The organism is Kitasatospora sp. NPDC057904 (assembly GCF_042887925.1).
Classification (GTDB): Bacteria; Actinomycetota; Actinomycetes; order Streptomycetales; family Streptomycetaceae; genus Kitasatospora.
Genome location: NZ_JBHVOL010000009.1, coordinates 302,035 through 318,327, shown reverse-complemented (window position 1 = coordinate 318,327; position 16,293 = coordinate 302,035). Strand labels below are relative to the sequence as shown.

The window sequence follows — 16,293 nt, the reverse complement described above, 5'->3', positions numbered from 1 at the left end:
CGAGTCTACGGACGGCCCGTCAGAGCCCGGGCGCGCCCCACACCGGGAACCAGCGGCCGAGGTCCTTCTCCAGCCGCAGGTCGTTCGCCAGCATCGCGTTGATCTGCAGCTCCAGCGGGCTGTTGCGCCGCTCCCCGCCGCCGGGCATCGGCGCGAACGGGTAGAACGTGCCGCGCTTGTACAGGTAGACCAGCGCCAGCGACTGCCCCTCCCCGTTCCGGAAGCCCACCAGCGAGCAGAGCAGCTGCGGCCCGAAGCCGTTCGCCTCCAGCTCGCTGTTGACCGCGTGCAGGTCGTTCACCAGCTCCGGCAGTTCCTCCGCGGTGTGCCGGGCGAGCAGCCACGAGTAGCCGTAGCCGTCCTTGGAGGCCTCCACCGGGACGCCGCCGCGCTCGGTGTCGGCGTCGAGCAGCGCCCGCACCTGCTGCTCGACCTGGACGAACGCGGCGCCCTCGACGGCCGCGAAGCACACCGAGCCGAGCCCGGTGGGCAGGAACCCGGCGCCGGCCTCCAGGGTGAGCGCGGCCGAGGGGACGCCGAACAGCTGGTCGAGGTCGGGCTTGACGGGCTTGGTGCGGCCGAACAGGGCGTCCAGGATTCCCACGGCGGTCCCTTCAGGCGGGTCGGCGGGTCGGCGGGTCGGCGGGTCGGCGGGGCTCAGCGGCCCAGCTGGGCGGAGATCTTCGCCAGCTGCTCCAGCCGCTTCTCCAGCGTCGGGTGGGTGGAGAGCAGCTGGGAGGCCGTCTCCTTGGCGCTCAGCGCCGGGGCGAAGTAGAAGGCGTTGTAGGGCTGGGCCTGGCGCAGGTCCTTGGACGGGATCGCGGCGATCTGCCCGGTGACCTTGGTGAGCGCCGACGCGAGCGCGCTGGGCCGGCCGGTGAGCTGGGCGGCGGCGCGGTCGGCGGCGAGCTCGCGGTAGCGCGACAGCAGCCGCGTGAGCAGGAAGCTGATCGCGTAGACGACGATGGACACCAGCGGGATGATCAGCGCCGCGATCGCCGCGTTCTGGTCGTTGTTGTTGCGCCCGCCGCCGATGAACCCGCCGTACATGGCGATCCTGGTCATCGCCCCGGCGAGGACGCCGAGGAACCCGGCGATCGTCATCACGGCGACGTCCCGGTGGGCGACGTGCGAGAGCTCGTGCGCGAGGACGCCCTCCAGCTCCTCGGGCTCCAGCCGGCGCAGCAGGCCGGTGGTGACGCACACGACGGCGTTCTGCGGGTTGCGGCCGGTGGCGAAGGCGTTCGGCATGTCGCTGTCGGCGACCGCCACCCTGGGCTTGGGCATGTCGGCGAGCGCGCAGAGCCGGTCGACGGTGCCGTGCAACTGCGGGTACTGCTCGGGGGACACCGGGCGGGCGCCCATGGCCCGTTCGGTGATCTTGTCGCTGAACCAGAACTGGGCCACGAACAGCCCGCCGGAGATCAGCACGATCAGGGGCCAGGCGCCGCGCAGCAGCACGATCAGCAGGCCGGTGAATCCGACGTACAACAGCCCGATCACGAACATGGTCCCGACCATCCGGCCGGTCAGGCCGCGGTCGGGCGCGAATCGGGTGTGCTGGGCCGAGCTCGACATCGCTTGCTCCTCCGTTCGCCGTCCGCTATCGATGCTGCCACCCGGACGGCCGCGGGGCACCACCCCCGCGCCGGGAACTGCGGGCAGGATCACCCCCGCTGCGCCGTTCCTGCCGTCGGACCCGGGCCGTACACTGGCAGGTAGGGTTCTGGCACTCGTGCGCTCAGAGTGCCAAACCCGGGCCTTCCAGGCCCGCATCAGCTCGATACGTCACAACGGACAACGTGCGAAGACGGAGGTGCGTGCCCCATGGCCGGTGAGGTCCGCCAGCTCGACGACCGCAAGCTCGCCGTGCTGCGCGCGATCGTCCAGGACTACGTGGGCACCGAGGAGCCGGTCGGCTCGAAGGCCCTGGTGGAGCGGCACAACCTCGGGGTCTCCCCGGCCACCGTCCGCAACGACATGGCGGCGCTGGAGGAGGAGGGGTACATCCACCAGCCGCACACCAGCGCCGGGCGCATCCCCACCGACAAGGGGTACCGGCTGTTCGTCGACCGGCTCGCCGAGGTCAAGCCGATGAGCGCGCCCGAGCGGCGCGCGATCCGGCACTTCCTGGAGGGCGCGGTCGACCTGGACGACACCGTCGCACGCACCGTGCGGCTGCTCGCCCAGCTCACCCGGCAGGTCGCCGTCGTGCAGTACCCCTCGCTGAGCCGCTCCACCGTGCGGCACATCGAACTCGTCGCGCTCGCCCCGGCCAAGGTGATGCTGGTCCTGATCACCAACACCGGCCGGGTCGAGCAGCGGATGGTGGACTGCCCGGGCACCGTCGGCGAGACGGCCTTGTCGGACCTGCGGGCCCGGATCAACGCGCGGGCCGTCGGCCAGCGCCTGCCGGACGTCCCGGCGGCGCTGGAGGAGCTGCCCGCGATGTTCGAACAGGTCGACCGGCCGACCGTCACCACGGTCCTGGCGACGCTGTTCGAGGCGCTCGCCGAGCAGAACGAGGAGCGGATCATGCTGGCCGGCACGGCCAACCTGACCCGCTTCGGCCACGACTTCCCGCTCACCATCCAGCCGGTCCTGGAGGCCCTGGAGGAGCAGGTCGTCCTGCTCCGCCTCCTGGGTGAGACCACGGACGCGGCGATGACGGTCCGGATCGGCCGGGAGAACGCCTACGAGGGGCTGAATTCCACCTCGGTGGTGTCCGTCGGCTACGGTTCGGGCGACGAGAGCGTGGCCAAACTGGGTGTGATCGGTCCGACCCGGATGGACTATCCGGGCACAATGGGGGCGGTGCGAGCGGTGGCGCGGTACGTGGGTCAGATCCTGGCCGAGTCGTAGCAATCAGCCACCGCTGGACAGACCAGCGGTGGTGCCCTGTCGCAGCACTACTACAGGCGGAACAAGCGGAGCATTAGGTGGCCACGGACTACTACGCGGTACTCGGCGTCCGACGGGATGCGGGGCAGGACGAGATCAAGAAGGCGTTCCGGCGCCTGGCACGCGAACTGCACCCGGACGTCAACCCGGACCCGAAGACGCAGGAGCGGTTCAAGGAGATCAACGCCGCCTACGAGGTGCTCTCCGACCCGCAGAAGCGGCAGGTCTACGACCTCGGCGGCGACCCGCTCTCGCCGGGCGGCGGCGGTGGCGCGGGCGGCTTCGGCGCCGGCGCGGCCGGTTTCGGCTTCTCCGACATCATGGACGCCTTCTTCGGCGCCGCGGCCGGCCAGCGGGGCCCGCGCTCGCGCACCCGCCGCGGGCAGGACGCCATGATCCGGCTGGAGATCACCCTGGAGGAGGCCGCGTTCGGCACCACCAAGGAGCTCCAGGTCGACACGGCCGTCACCTGCACCACGTGCAGCGGGGAGGGCGCCGCGCCCGGCACCTCCGCGCAGACCTGTGACATGTGTCGCGGCAAGGGCGAGGTCTCCCAGGTCACCCGGTCCTTCCTGGGCCAGGTCATGACCTCCCGCCCCTGCCCGCAGTGCCAGGGCTTCGGCACCGTCGTGCCGACCCCGTGCCCGGAGTGCGCCGGCGACGGCCGGGTCCGCGCCCGCCGCACCCTGACCGTCAAGATCCCGGCCGGTGTCGACAACGGCACCCGGATCCAGCTGGCCGGCGAGGGCGAGGTCGGCCCCGGCGGCGGCCCGGCCGGCGACCTGTACGTCGAGATCGCCGAGACCACGCACACCGTCTTCCAGCGGCGCGGGGACGACCTGCACTGCACCGTCACCATCCCGATGACGGCCGCCTCGCTCGGCACCCAGGTGCCGCTGCAGACCCTGGACGGGCTGGAGGAGGTCGACATCCGGCCCGGCACCCAGTCCGGCCAGTCGATCCCGCTGCACGGCCGCGGCATCACCCACCTGCGCGGGGGCGGCCGGGGCGACCTGATAGTGCACGTCGAGGTGCAGACGCCCACCAAGCTCGACGCCGAGCAGGAGGAGCTGCTGCGCCGTCTCGCGGTGCTGCGCGGCGAGGAGCGCCCGTCCGGCCAGTTCGCGCCGGGCCAGCAGGGCCTGTTCTCGCGTCTGAAGGACGCGTTCAACGGCCGCTAGCCGTCCGCGGAGGGGTGCCGGGGCCTCGCCCCGGCACCCCTTTCGCGTTCCGTCCCCCCTGGTCGCGGGCCCTGGCCGTGGTTGCCGGCCCGGGCCGCAGGTCCCACCCCGGAAAGGTTCCCCCTCATGACCGCCCCCGTGTTCGTCGTAGAGACCGAGCGGATCGCCGCCGCCGCGCCCGGGGCCGTGGTGCGGCTGGACGGGCCGGAGGGGCGCCACGCGGCCGCGGTGAAGCGGCTGACGGCGGGCGAGGCGGTCACCCTGGCCGACGGGCTGGGGCTCGGCGTGGACGGGACGGTCGCCGAGGTGCTCGGCAAGGACGCGATCGACGTCACGGTGGCCGCCGTGCGCCGCGAGCCGGAGCCGGCGCCGCGGATCGTCGTCGTCCAGGCGCTGCCCAAGGGCGACCGCGGCGAGCTGGCCGTGGAGACCATGACCGAGGTCGGCGTGGACGTCGTGATCCCGTGGGCCGCCTCGCGCTGCATCACCCAGTGGAAGGGCGAGCGCGGCGCCAAGGCGCTCGCCAAGTGGCGCGCCACCGCCCGGGAGGCGGGCAAGCAGTCCCGCCGGCTGCGCTTCCCCGAGGTGCGGGACCTGATGACGACCCGCCAGCTGACCCCCGTCCTGGCCGGCGCCGCGTTCGCCGCGGTGCTGCACGAGGAGGGCTCCGAGCCGCTGGCCGCCGCCGCGCTGCCGGCCGCCGGGGACGTCGTCCTGGTGGTCGGCCCCGAGGGCGGCGTCTCCCCGGAGGAGCTGGCCGCCTTCGCCGAGGCGGGCGCGAAGCCGCACCGGCTCGGCCCGTCGGTGCTGCGCACCTCGACGGCCGGCGTGGCCGCCGGGGCGCTGCTGCTCGGGCGCACGGGGCGCTGGGCCTGACGGCCCCTGCGTTCGGGGGCCGCCCGGATCCCGCCCGGTTTTCGCCCGGTTCCCACTCGGATTCCGTCCGGATCCCGCCCGGTCTCACCCGGGTGGAGTCGGGTAAAAGCGGCCCGCCCCGTCCGCGTACGTGCCTACGCTGGCGGCGTGACGGAACCCCTCAGCAACCCTGTCGGCGCATACCTGCGCCACCCGCATCTGCACGGTGACCTGGTCACCTTCGTCGCCGAGAACGACGTCTGGCTCGCCCCTCTGGACGGTGGCCGGGCCTGGCGGCTGACGGCCGATCACCTGCCCGTCCACCACCCGCGGTTCTCCCCGGACGGGCGGCACATCGCCTACACCTCCGCCCGGGACGGCGCGCCCGAGGTGCACGTCGTGCCGGTGGACGGCGGCCCGTCGCGGCGTCTGACCCACTGGGGCAGCGGCCAGACCCAGCTACAGGGGTGGACCGCCGACGGCCGTCCGATCGCCACCACCACCGCCGGGCAGGCCACCCTGCGCCGCACCTGGGCGCACGCGGTGCCGCTGGACGGCGGCGAGCCGGTGCGGCTGCCGTACGGGCCGGTCGGCGGGCTGGCCTTCGAGCCGGACGGCGACCGGGTGCTGCTGGGCACCGTCAACAACCGCGAACCGGCCTGGTGGAAGCGCTACCGGGGCGGCCGGGCGGGCAAGCTGTGGATCGGCCGGGACGAGTTCGTCCGGATCCACGAGGACCTCGACGGGCAGCTCTCCTCGCCGCTGTGGGTGGCCGGCGCGGACGGCTCGCGGATCGCGTTCCTGTCCGACCACGAGGGCGTCGGCGAGCTCTACTCCAGCCTTCCGGACGGCACCGGCCTGCGCCGCCACACCACCTCCCCGGACGGCTTCTACGCCCGCAACGCCGCGACCGACGGCACCCGGGTGGTCTGGCACCGGGCCGGCGACCTGTGGCTCCTGGAGGACCTGGCCGAGGGCGCCGAGCCGCGCCGCCTGGACGTCCGGCTGGCCGGGCCGCGCACCGGCCGCCGCCCGCGCCCGGTGCACGCCGCGCACTGGCTGGAGACCGTCGCCCCGGACCGCACCGGCCGGGCCAGCGCCGTCGTGGTGCGCGGGAGCGTGCACTGGCTGACCCACCGCGAGGGCCCGGCCCGGGTGCTGGACGAGACGCCGGGCGTGCGCGGCCGGCTGGCCCGCGTGGTGCCGGGCGAGGACGGCGCGCAGGGCGTGCTGTGGGTGTCGGACGCCGGGGGCGAGGACGGGCTGGAGTTCGCCCCCGCCGTCCACGGCGCCGAGCGCCGCCGGCTGGCCGCCGGACAGCTCGGCCGGGTCAACTCGCTGATGGTCTCCCCGGACGGCAAGCAGGCGGCGCTCGGCGTGCACGACGGCCGGGTGCTGCTGGTGACGCTCGCCGACGGCGCCGTGCACGAGCTGGCCCGCAGCACCGACGGCGAGGTCAGCGGCCTGGTGTTCAGCCCGGACTCCGCGTGGCTGGCCTGGTCGCGCCCGGTGCCGGGCAGCGGGGCGTGGTCGCTGCGCCAGATCGTGCTGGCGAACCTGGCCACCCGGACGGTCGGCGAGGTCACCCAGCAGCGCTTCGTCGACACCGCGCCGGCCTTCACCGCGGACGGCCGCTACCTGGCCTTCCTGTCGGTGCGCAACTTCGACCCGGTCTACGACTCGCACGTCTTCGACCTGTCCTTCCCCAACGGCTGCCGCCCGTACCTGATCACGCTGGCCGCCGACACGCCGTCCCCGTTCGGCCCGCAGCGGGCCGGGCGCCCGCTCGGCGGGGAGGACGAGGAGCCGCGCGGCAAGAAGGGCGACGGCGAGGAGGGCGGCGCCGACGCCGCGCCGGTGACCAGGGTCGACCTGGACGGCATCGCCGACCGGATCGTCCCCTTCCCGGTGGAGGGCGGCCGCTTCGGCGCGCTCAAGGCGGGCAAGGACGGCGTGCTGTGGACGCGCCTGCCGCTGCTCGGCGAACTCGGCGACGAGGCGGCCTCGCTGGAGGACGAACGGCCCCGGGCCACGCTGGAGCGCTTCGACCTCAAGAAGCGCCGGGCCGAGCCGCTCGTGCACGGCCTGGACTGGTTCGCGGTCAGCGGGGACGGCAGCCGGCTGGCGGTCGTGGACGAGGGCGAGCTGCGGATCCTCCCGGCCGACCACAAGGCGGGCGACGAGGACGAGACGGCCGTCGACCTCGCCCGGCTGCGGGTGACGGTCGACCCGGCCGCCGAGTGGCGCCAGATGTACGCCGAGAACGGCCGGCTGATGCGCGACAACTTCTGGCGCCCGGACCTCTCCGGCGTCGACTGGGACGGCGTCCTGGAGCGCTACCGCCCGCTGGTCGAACGGGTCGGCTCGCACGACGACCTGGTCGACCTGCTCTGGGAGGTGCACGGCGAACTCGCCACCTCGCACGCCTACGTCATGCCCTACGGCCTGCACACCGAGCCCGCGCGGCGCCAGGGCCTGCTCGGCGCCGACCTGGTCAAGGACGGGGACCTCTGGCGGATCGCCCGGATCCTGCCCGGCGAGTCCTCCGACCCCCGGGCCCGCTCGCCGCTCGCCGCGCCCGGCGCCGCGATCCGCCCCGGGGACGCCGTCCTCGCCGTCAACGGCCGCCCGGTGGACCCGGTCACCGGCCCGGCGCCGCTGCTGGCCGGGACCGCCGGGCAGCCCGTCGAGCTCACCGTGGCCGGCAAGGACGGCACCGACCAGCGCCACCCGGTGGTCGTCCCGCTCGCCGACGAGGAGGCGCTGCGCTACCACGACTGGGTGGCCGGGCGCCGGGCCGAGACCCGCGAGCTGTCCGGCGGGCGGCTCGGCTACCTGCACATCCCGGACATGCAGAGCGCCGGCTGGGCCCAGCTCCACCGCGACCTGCGCTCCGAGATGGCCAAGGAGGGCGTGATCGTCGACATCCGGGAGAACCGGGGTGGCCACACCTCCCAGCTGGTGATCGAGAAGCTGGCCCGCCGGATCGTCGGCTGGAACGTCGCCCGGGACATCACCAGCTCGCAGCCCTACCCCGGGGACGCCCCGCGCGGACCGGTCGTCGCGCTCGCCGACGAGTACTCCGGTTCGGACGGCGACATCGTCAACGCCGCGATCCAGGCGCTGGGGCTCGGCCCGGTGGTCGGCACCCGGACGTGGGGCGGGGTGATCGGCATCGACAGCCGCTACCACCTGGTCGACGGCACCCTGGTCACCCAGCCCAAGTACTCGTTCTGGCTGGAGAACTACGGCTGGGGCGTGGAGAACCACGGCGTCGACCCGGACGTCGAGGTGCCGATCGCGCCGCACGAGTGGGCCGCGGGCGAGGACCCGCAGCTGGCCGCCGGCGTGCGCATCGCGCTGGCCGCGCTCGCCGAGGCGCCGGCCCGGACGGCGCCGCCGCTGCCCTGGCAGTAGGGGCGGGTCCGGAGCGGGAAGTCGGGTGGGCCGACTTCCCGCTCCGGGCGGTGAGTAGGATGCGGGGCTGATCTTGCTCGACAGCTCTACGGGGGAGCACATGGCACAGGGCTATCCATCACCGCAGCAGTACGGCCAGAACCCTTACGCACAGCCGCAGCCGCCGCAGCAGGCGTACCCGGCGCAGGGGTACCCGCCGAATCCGTACGGGCAGCAGCAGCCGCCGCCGCAGCAGTACCAGCAGCCGCAGCAGTACCAGCAGCCCCAGCCGCAGTACGGTCAGAATCCGTACCCGCCGCACGGGCAGAACCCGTACCCGGCGCACGGCCAGCCGTACCAGCCGCAGCCGGCCCAACAGCCGCAGCCCGCGCAGCCGTACGCGGCCCACGGGCAGGGGTTCGACGCCGCCACCGCGGCGCCCACGCCGCCGGAGACCAGCAACTACCGGCGCTTTCCGGCCATCCTGATCGACTTCCTGGTCGCCGTCGGCCCGGCCTTCGCCGTCGCGAACAAGGCCGGCCACGCGGGCAAGCACGGCGCGGTCGCCGGCGTGCCGTGGATCGTCGGCCTGCTGGCCACCGGCCTCGTCCTGTCGTTCGTCAACCAGGTGCTGCTCGCCCGCCTCACCGGCTTCAGCGTCGGCAAGGGCGTCATGGCGCTGCGGGTGATCCGCCGCAAGCGCGTCATGCACCCCAACACCTGGCGGCTCACCCGGCGTTGGCTGATCGGCTTCGTCGTCCTGCTGGTCAGCTGGCTCAGCGAGGAGTTCGAGGGCGAGGGCGACATCGTCGGCGTGCGGATCGTGCGCTGGAAGCACCTGCGGGAGTACGAGCAGGCCACCGGGCGGCTCGGCTAGGCTGCGGCCGTACGGCCCCAGCGCAGACGAAGCACGACCCCGAACGCGATCCCGAGGAGAATCCGATGGCCGGCGAGCCGCAGCCCGACTGCCTGTTCTGCAAGATCGTGGCGGGCGAAATCCCGGCCACGGTGGTGCGCAAGACCGAGCGCGTCCTCGCCTTCCGCGACATCGCCCCGAAGGCGCCGGTGCACGTCCTCGTCATCCCGCACGTCCACTACCCGAACGCCGCCGCGCTGGCCGCCGCCGAGCCGGAGATCGCCGGCGAACTCCTCGCCGAGGCGGGCCTGGTGGCCAGGGACGAGGGCGTCGAGGACTACCGGCTGATCTTCAACACCGGCGCCGGCGCGGGGCAGACCGTCTTCCACGCGCACGTGCACGTGCTCGGCGGCAAGCCGATGACCGAGAGCATGGTCTGACCTACGTGTCGCAGCGCGAACTCGTCGTCCTCGGCACCGCCAGCCAGGTGCCCACCCGGCACCGCAACCACAACGGCTACCTCCTGCGCTGGGACGGCGAGGGACTGCTGTTCGACCCCGGCGAGGGCACCCAGCGGCAGATGCTGCACGCCGGGGTCTCGGCCACCCAGATCACCCGGATCGCCGTGACCCACTTCCACGGCGACCACTGCCTGGGCCTCGCCGGGGTGATCCAGCGGATCAACCTGGACCGCGTCCCGCACCCGGTCGACGTCTACTTCCCCGCCTCCGGCGAGGTCTACTTCGAGCGGCTGCGGCACGCCACCGCCTACCACGAGACGGCGGTGCTGCGCCCGCGCCCGATCGACGAGCCGGGACCGCTGCCCGCGCCCGGCGCGCGCTTCGCGCTGGACGCGGTGCGCCTCTCGCACCCGGTGGAGTCCTTCGGCTACCGGCTGTCCGAGCCGGACGGCCGCCGCCTGGTGCCCGAACGGCTCGCCGCCCTCGGCATCCGGGGCCCGGCGGTCGGCCGGCTGCAGCACGATGGCGCGATCGAGGCGGACGGCCGGACGGTCACCCTGGACGAGGTCAGCGAGCCCAGGCTCGGCCAGAAGTTCGCGTTCGTGATGGACACCCGGCTCTGCGAGGGCGTCCACGAACTGGCCGAGGGTGCCGACCTGCTGGTCGTCGAGTCCACCTTCACCGACGCCGACGCCCACCTCGCCGAGGACCACGGCCACCTCACCGCCGGGCAGGCCGCCAAGGCCGCCGCCGAGGCCGGTGTGCGCACCCTCGTGCTGACCCACTTCTCCCAGCGCTACCCCGACCTCGGCCAGCACCTGGCCGACGCCCGCAAGCACTTCGACGGCGAACTGGTGCTCGCCGGCGACCTCGCCCGGGTGCCCGTCCCGCCGCGGCGGCTGCCCTGAGCGTCCGCCTTCGCGCTCGCGGAACCCGTGGTGAGGCCGGGAGCGCCGAAAAGGGCTCGCGCCGTCCCCCGATCTGCCGCAGCATCGTCGGGTGCGGCCCCGCCGCCCGCCGCGGCGATCACGCTCGCGGCGTACCCTGGTGCCCCGGAGACACCGAGCGGCACACGACACCACGGATGGGATGAGGCAGGCCCCAGCGCCGACCTATGAGTGACACATCGCAGACCCGTACCAATGGTCAGTCGCGCCCCGAACCGGCCGACGACGGCCGCGTCAGCGCCCGGATCGTCATCCCCGAGAAGCACCCGATGGTCACCCTGCTCGGCACGGCGGACTCGCTGCTGCGCGTGATCGAGCAGGGCTTCCCCGCCGCCGACATCCACGTCCGCGGCAACGAGGTGACCGCCACCGGGGCGCCCGCCGAGGTCGGCCTCGTGCAGAAGCTCTTCAACGAGATGATGCTGGTGCTGCGCACCGGCCAGCCCCTCACGGAGGACTCCGTGGAGCGTTCCATCGCCATGCTCCGCAGCCAGGAGGAGGACCCGGACAGCCCGGCGCCGTCCCAGGTGTTCACCGCGAACATCCTGTCCAACCGCGGCCGCACGATCCGCCCCAAGACCCTCAACCAGCAGCGCTACGTCGACGCGATCGACCGGCACACGATCGTCTTCGGCCTCGGCCCGGCCGGCACCGGCAAGACCTACCTCGCGATGGCCAAGGCCGTCCAGGCCCTGCAGGCCAAGGAGGTCAACCGGATCATCCTGACCCGCCCGGCCGTCGAGGCGGGGGAGCGGCTGGGCTTCCTGCCCGGCACCCTCTACGAGAAGATCGACCCGTACCTGCGCCCGCTGTACGACGCGCTGCACGACATGATGGACCCGGACTCCATCCCGCGCCTGATGGCGGCCGGCACCATCGAGGTCGCCCCGCTCGCCTACATGCGCGGCCGGACCCTCAACGACGCCTTCATCATCCTGGACGAGGCCCAGAACACCTCGCCCGAGCAGATGAAGATGTTCCTCACCCGCCTCGGTTTCAACTCCCGGGTGGTGGTCACCGGCGACACCAGCCAGATCGACCTCCCGGGCGGCACCCGCAGCGGTCTCAAGGTCGTCCAGGAGATCCTGGCCGACGTGCCCGACATCCACTTCTCCGTCCTCACCAGCACCGACGTGGTCCGCCACAAGCTGGTCGGCCGGATCGTGGACGCGTACGAACGCTGGGACGCCCGGCAGGAGGCCGAGGACAACGCCCCGGCCGCCCGCAAGCCCGCCCAGCGGCGCGCGGCGAGCAAGGCCACGGCGCCCCGCGCACCCCGACAGTCCCATCGCACCGAAAGCTGAGCGAACAGCCCGTCATGTCGATCGACATCGCCAACGAGTCCGGTTGGGACGCCGACGAGGAAGCCATCCTCGACGTCGCCCGCTTCGCCCTGGACAAGATGCGGATCCACCCGCAGTCCGAACTGTCCGTGATCCTGGTGGACGGCGCGGCGATGGAGGAGCTGCACATCCAGTGGATGGACCTCCCCGGACCCACCGACGTGATGTCCTTCCCCATGGACGAGCTGCGCCCCGGCAAGGAGGGCGAGGAGCTGCCGCAGGGCCTGCTCGGCGACATCGTGCTCTGCCCCGAGGTCGCCGAGCAGCAGGGCAAGGCGGCCCCGTCCAAGCACTCGATGGACGAGGAGCTCCAGCTGCTCACCGTCCACGGCGTGCTGCACGTGCTCGGCTACGACCACGAGGAGCCCGAGGAGGAGGAAGAGATGTTCGCCCTCCAGAAGCGGATCCTCGACGACTGGCGGGCCGGTCGCGGGCTCGGCGGCCTCTCGCCGGCCCCCACCACCCACTGAGCGCGGAGCCCGAACTCCTGTGAGTGGTGAGAGTACGAGCTTCATCCTCGGTGCCGTGCTGCTCGTCGTGCTCGGCTGGCTGGCCGCGTGCGCCGAGGCGGGCATCTCCCGGGTGTCCCGGTTCCGGGCCGAGGAGGCCGTCCGCTCCGGGCGGCGCGGCTCGGCCCGGCTGCTGACCGTCGCCTCCGACCCGATCCGCTACCTCAACCTGGCCACCCTGATCCGGGTGGCCAGCGAGATGGCGGCGGCCGTCCTGGTCACCGTGGTGTGCGTGCGCAACGTGGCCCCGACCTGGCAGGCCGTGCTGCTCGCCTTCGGCGTGATGGTGCTGGTGTCGTTCGTCGCGGTGGGCGTCTCGCCGCGCACGATCGGGCGCCAGCACCCGCTGACCACGGCGACTGCGGCCTCCTTCGTGCTGCTGCCGCTGGCCGCCGTGCTCGGCCCGATCCCGCGGCTGCTGATCCTGCTCGGCAACGCGCTGACCCCGGGCAAGGGCTACCGCGAGGGGCCGTTCGCCTCCGAGGCGGAGCTGCGCGCCCTCGTCGACCTCGCCGAGAAGGACGACCTGATCGAGGACGAGGAGCGCCGCATGGTGCACTCGGTCTTCGAGCTGGGCGACACCATCGTCCGCGAGGTCATGGTGCCGCGCACCGACCTGGTGATGATCGAGCGGCACAAGACCGTCCGGCAGGCGCTGACGCTGGCGCTGCGCTCGGGCTTCTCGCGCATCCCGGTGGTCGGCGACAACGAGGACGACGTCGTCGGCATCGTCTATCTGAAGGACCTCGTCCGGCGCACCCACATCAACCGGGAGGCCGAGTCGGAGGAGGTCGGCGCGGTGATGCGCCCGGCCGTCTTCGTCCCGGACTCCAAGCCGGCCGGCGACCTGCTGCGCGAGATGCAGCAGCGCCGCTCGCACGTGGCGATCGTGATCGACGAGTACGGCGGCACGGCCGGCCTGGTCACCATCGAGGACGTCCTGGAGGAGATCGTCGGCGAGATCACCGACGAGTACGACCGGGAGATCGCGCCCGTGGAGGACCTCGGCGACGGCTCCTACCGGATCACCGCCCGCCTCCTGGTCGAGGACCTCGGCGAACTCTTCGGCATCGAGCTGGAGGACGAGGACGTCGAGACCGTCGGCGGCCTGCTCGCCAAACACCTCGGCCGCGTCCCGATCCCCGGCTCCGCCTGCGAGATCCCGCTGCCCGAACCCGCCGACACCGGCCTGACCGGCATCCTGCTGACCGCCGAGTCCTCCGCCGGCCGCCGCAACCGCATCGGCTCGATGGTCGCCACCCCCGTCCGCCGGGCCGACGACCCCTCGGACGACCAGGGCGAGTAGCCGCGAGTAGCGGCGGCGGGGCGGCGGAGCGACCATGGAGGGCATGACGCATCAACTTCGCGCGGAGTACGGCCCGCAAGGGGCGGCGGGCGGGGTCAAGGTCTGGCACGTGGTCCGGGACGGCGACCTCGCGATGGCGCTGTGCGGCCGGACCATGGCGGACGAGGCCGAGACCCGGCCCGAGCAGGAATGGGGCACCGGGTTGCGCTGCTGTCAGCAGTGCGGCTCGCTCTACATGCACGAGGTCCCGCACATGCAGGGGAGCCATCCCTACAGCTAGGCCGGGTGCCGCCCGGCCGGCCCATGGTGGAGGTCGCCATGAAGCTGCAAGACGAACTGCCCGTCGACTCGAAGCTCGCCACCGTGTGGCGGGCCGGGGCGGGGCTCGGGGGGATCTTCCTGATCGTGTTCGGGTGCCTCGGCCTGGCCGACCACCCGGGGTTCCTCGCGACGCACGGTGACCGCGTCGCCGGGCTGTCGACCAACGGGGCGCTGAGCATCCTGTCCATCGTGGTGGGCGCGATCCTGGTGGTGGGGGCGGTGATCGGCGGGAACTTCGCGTCGAACCTGAACATGGTGGTCGGCGTGCTGTTCGTCCTGTCCGGGTTCTACGGGCTGACGGTGCTCGGCCGGCCGGACGCCAACATCCTCAACTTCCGGATGTCGAACGTGCTGTTCGCCTTCGTGTTCGGGACCGTCGTGACGACGTTCGGGATGTACGGACGGGTGAGCAGCCACCTGCCGCACGACAACCCGTTCTGGCGCGGGCGCATCGAGCGGGAGACGCCGCTGCCGTCCGGTCCGAAGACCTTCGTCAAGGTCCTCAACCCGAACCCGGGACCGACCCAGCCGGTCGGCCACTGAGGGCCGCCCCGGGCCCCGCGGGCCGGTCGGCGCCTATGCTCGGCGCATGAGTGACAACGTCGAGCTCGACCCCGAAGACAAGAAGATCATCACCCTGGCCCGCTCGGCCCGCGCCCGCAACGGCGTCCCCGAGGGGGCCGCGGTGCGTGACGAGACCGGGCGGACGTACGTGGCCGGGACGGTCGCGCTGGAGTCGCTGCGGCTGAGCGCGCTGCAGACGGCCGTCGCGATGGCGGTGGCCAGCGGGGCGAAGTCGCTGGAGGCGGCGGCCGTGGTGAGCGAGGCGGAGCGGCCGGCCGAGGCCGACCTGGCGGCCGTGCGGGACCTCGGCGGGGCCGGGACGCCACTGCTGCTGGCCGGTCCGGACGGGACGCTCCGGGTGGCGGTCAAGGCCTCCTGAGGGGCGTTCTCGCGCGTTCCCGACGCGTCGGTGGCCCGGCGGAACGTTCCTGCGTTCAGCAGATAATCTCACCGGAGGGGAATCGGTGAGGGGGCTGGGGACATGGGCACGGTGGCGTTCTTCGCCGGGCTGCTGCTGTTCGTGATGGGGATGGGCAAGTGGCAGGAGACCGGCTCGCCCTGGTGGCTCGGGGGCTCGCTGGCCTTCCTCCTGCTGCTGATCGTCGCCGCGCTGACCTCGCGCGGCGGCGGTTCCAAGGGCTGACCGCGCGGCCGGGTCGGCCGGCTCCCGGTGATCAGGGAGAATGGAGCGCATGAGTGCCCCTTCCTCCCCGTACCGATCCGGATTCGCGTGCTTCGTCGGCCGGCCCAACGCGGGCAAGTCGACCCTGACCAACGCCCTGGTGGGGACGAAGGTCGCGATCACCTCCGACCGTCCGCAGACCACCCGGCACACCGTGCGCGGCATCGTCCACCGCCCGGACGCCCAGCTCGTCCTGGTGGACACCCCCGGTCTGCACAAGCCCCGCACCCTGCTCGGCGAGCGCCTCAACGACCTGGTCCGCTCCACCTGGGCCGAGGTCGACGTGATCGGCTTCTGCCTGCCCGCCGACCAGAAGCTCGGCCCCGGCGACAAGTTCATCGCCAAGGAGCTCGCCGAGATCAAGAAGACCCCCAAGGTCGCCATCGTCACCAAGACCGACCTGGTCGACTCCAAGCGGCTGGCCGAGCAGCTGATCGCCGTCCACCAGCTCGGCGTCGAGCTGGGCATCGAGTGGGCCGAGATCATCCCGGTCTCGGCGGTGGGCGACAAGCAGGTGGAGCTGGTCGCCGACCTGATCACCAAGCTGCTGCCGGAGGGCATGCCGCTGTACCCGGACGGCGACCTCACCGACGAGCCCGAGCAGATCATGGTCGCCGAGCTGATCCGCGAGGCCGCCCTGGAGGGCGTGCGGGACGAGCTGCCGCACTCGCTGGCCGTCGTGGTCGAGGAGATGCTGCCGCGCGAGGGCCGCCCGGCGGACCGTCCGCTGCTGGACATCCACGCGAACGTCTACATCGAGCGGCAGAGCCAGAAGGCGATCGTCATCGGCGCCAAGGGCGCGCGGCTCAAGCACGTCGGCACGACGGCCCGCAAGCACATCGAGGCGCTGCTCGGCACGCCGGTCTTCCTCGACCTGCACGTCAAGGTGGCCAAGGACTGGCAGCGCGACCCGAAGCAGCTGCGCAAGCTCGGGTTCTGACCGGCCGCGGGGCCGGGTGCCGCGCGGGGGC

Annotated in this window: 17 protein-coding genes; 15 read left to right on the top strand and 2 right to left on the bottom strand. The window is 73.0% G+C overall.

Features of this window, described 5'->3' with window-relative positions; all coding sequences use genetic code 11:
- Window positions 1–19 precede the first annotated feature (19 nt).
- Together ACFVSN_RS24295 and htpX are read right to left on the bottom strand one after the other, a co-directional pair.
- Complete coding sequence (locus ACFVSN_RS24295; protein WP_380444792.1) at window positions 20–604, bottom strand: hypothetical protein; 585 nt, start codon at window positions 602–604, stop codon at window positions 20–22.
- Window positions 605–657: 53 nt separating this feature from the next.
- Window positions 658–1,578 (bottom strand): zinc metalloprotease HtpX, encoded by a 921-nt coding sequence (gene htpX / locus ACFVSN_RS24290; protein WP_380444793.1) that lies wholly within the window; start codon window positions 1,576–1,578, stop codon window positions 658–660.
- A 249-nt stretch (window positions 1,579–1,827) separates the two neighbouring features.
- Here htpX and hrcA point away from each other — a divergent pair, with 249 nt between their 5' ends.
- The 15 genes from hrcA (at window position 1,828) to era (ending at window position 16,262) form a co-directional block, all read left to right on the top strand.
- Window positions 1,828–2,862: a heat-inducible transcriptional repressor HrcA gene (gene hrcA / locus ACFVSN_RS24285; protein WP_380444794.1), complete on the top strand. Its 1,035-nt coding sequence runs from the start codon at window positions 1,828–1,830 to the stop codon at window positions 2,860–2,862.
- 77 nt (window positions 2,863–2,939) lie between these two features.
- The gene (gene dnaJ, locus ACFVSN_RS24280; RefSeq protein ID WP_380498167.1) at window positions 2,940–4,082 is read left to right on the top strand and encodes a molecular chaperone DnaJ; all 1,143 of its coding nucleotides are present in this window, start codon (window positions 2,940–2,942) and stop codon (window positions 4,080–4,082) included.
- A 126-nt stretch (window positions 4,083–4,208) separates the two neighbouring features.
- The gene (locus tag ACFVSN_RS24275) at window positions 4,209–4,958 is read left to right on the top strand and encodes a 16S rRNA (uracil(1498)-N(3))-methyltransferase (protein WP_380498166.1); all 750 of its coding nucleotides are present in this window, start codon (window positions 4,209–4,211) and stop codon (window positions 4,956–4,958) included.
- 147 nt (window positions 4,959–5,105) lie between these two features.
- Entirely contained in the window at window positions 5,106–8,354 is a 3,249-nt protein-coding gene (locus tag ACFVSN_RS24270) for a S41 family peptidase (protein WP_387589035.1), read from the top strand.
- Between the two features lie 100 nt (window positions 8,355–8,454).
- Entirely contained in the window at window positions 8,455–9,210 is a 756-nt protein-coding gene (locus ACFVSN_RS24265; protein WP_387589038.1) for an RDD family protein, read from the top strand.
- 65 nt (window positions 9,211–9,275) lie between these two features.
- Window positions 9,276–9,629 carry a histidine triad nucleotide-binding protein gene (locus ACFVSN_RS24260; protein ID WP_387589040.1) on the top strand — a complete coding sequence of 118 codons (354 nt, stop codon included), beginning with the start codon at window positions 9,276–9,278 and terminating at the stop codon, window positions 9,627–9,629.
- Window positions 9,630–9,634: 5 nt separating this feature from the next.
- Window positions 9,635–10,558, top strand: coding sequence for a ribonuclease Z (locus ACFVSN_RS24255; protein WP_380444803.1), 924 nt, complete (start codon window positions 9,635–9,637; stop codon window positions 10,556–10,558).
- Window positions 10,559–10,764: 206 nt separating this feature from the next.
- The gene (locus ACFVSN_RS24250; RefSeq protein ID WP_380444804.1) at window positions 10,765–11,901 is read left to right on the top strand and encodes a PhoH family protein; all 1,137 of its coding nucleotides are present in this window, start codon (window positions 10,765–10,767) and stop codon (window positions 11,899–11,901) included.
- Window positions 11,902–11,915: 14 nt separating this feature from the next.
- Window positions 11,916–12,410, top strand: a complete 495-nt coding sequence (gene ybeY, locus ACFVSN_RS24245) for an rRNA maturation RNase YbeY (RefSeq protein ID WP_063347517.1) — start codon at window positions 11,916–11,918, stop codon at window positions 12,408–12,410.
- A gap of 19 nt (window positions 12,411–12,429) precedes the next feature.
- The gene (locus ACFVSN_RS24240) at window positions 12,430–13,755 is read left to right on the top strand and encodes a hemolysin family protein (RefSeq protein WP_380444806.1); all 1,326 of its coding nucleotides are present in this window, start codon (window positions 12,430–12,432) and stop codon (window positions 13,753–13,755) included.
- A gap of 43 nt (window positions 13,756–13,798) precedes the next feature.
- Window positions 13,799–14,035 (top strand): hypothetical protein, encoded by a 237-nt coding sequence (locus ACFVSN_RS24235; RefSeq protein WP_380444808.1) that lies wholly within the window; start codon window positions 13,799–13,801, stop codon window positions 14,033–14,035.
- Window positions 14,036–14,073: 38 nt separating this feature from the next.
- Window positions 14,074–14,619, top strand: a complete 546-nt coding sequence (locus ACFVSN_RS24230; RefSeq protein WP_380498162.1) for a DUF4383 domain-containing protein — start codon at window positions 14,074–14,076, stop codon at window positions 14,617–14,619.
- Window positions 14,620–14,665: 46 nt separating this feature from the next.
- A complete protein-coding gene (locus ACFVSN_RS24225) occupies window positions 14,666–15,019 on the top strand; it encodes a cytidine deaminase (protein WP_380444811.1) in 354 nt (117 codons plus the stop codon).
- Between the two features lie 102 nt (window positions 15,020–15,121).
- Complete coding sequence (locus ACFVSN_RS24220) at window positions 15,122–15,283, top strand: hypothetical protein (RefSeq protein ID WP_380444812.1); 162 nt, start codon at window positions 15,122–15,124, stop codon at window positions 15,281–15,283.
- 49 nt (window positions 15,284–15,332) lie between these two features.
- A complete protein-coding gene (gene era / locus ACFVSN_RS24215; RefSeq protein ID WP_359969813.1) occupies window positions 15,333–16,262 on the top strand; it encodes a GTPase Era in 930 nt (309 codons plus the stop codon).
- The last annotated feature ends 31 nt before the right edge of the window (window positions 16,263–16,293 follow it).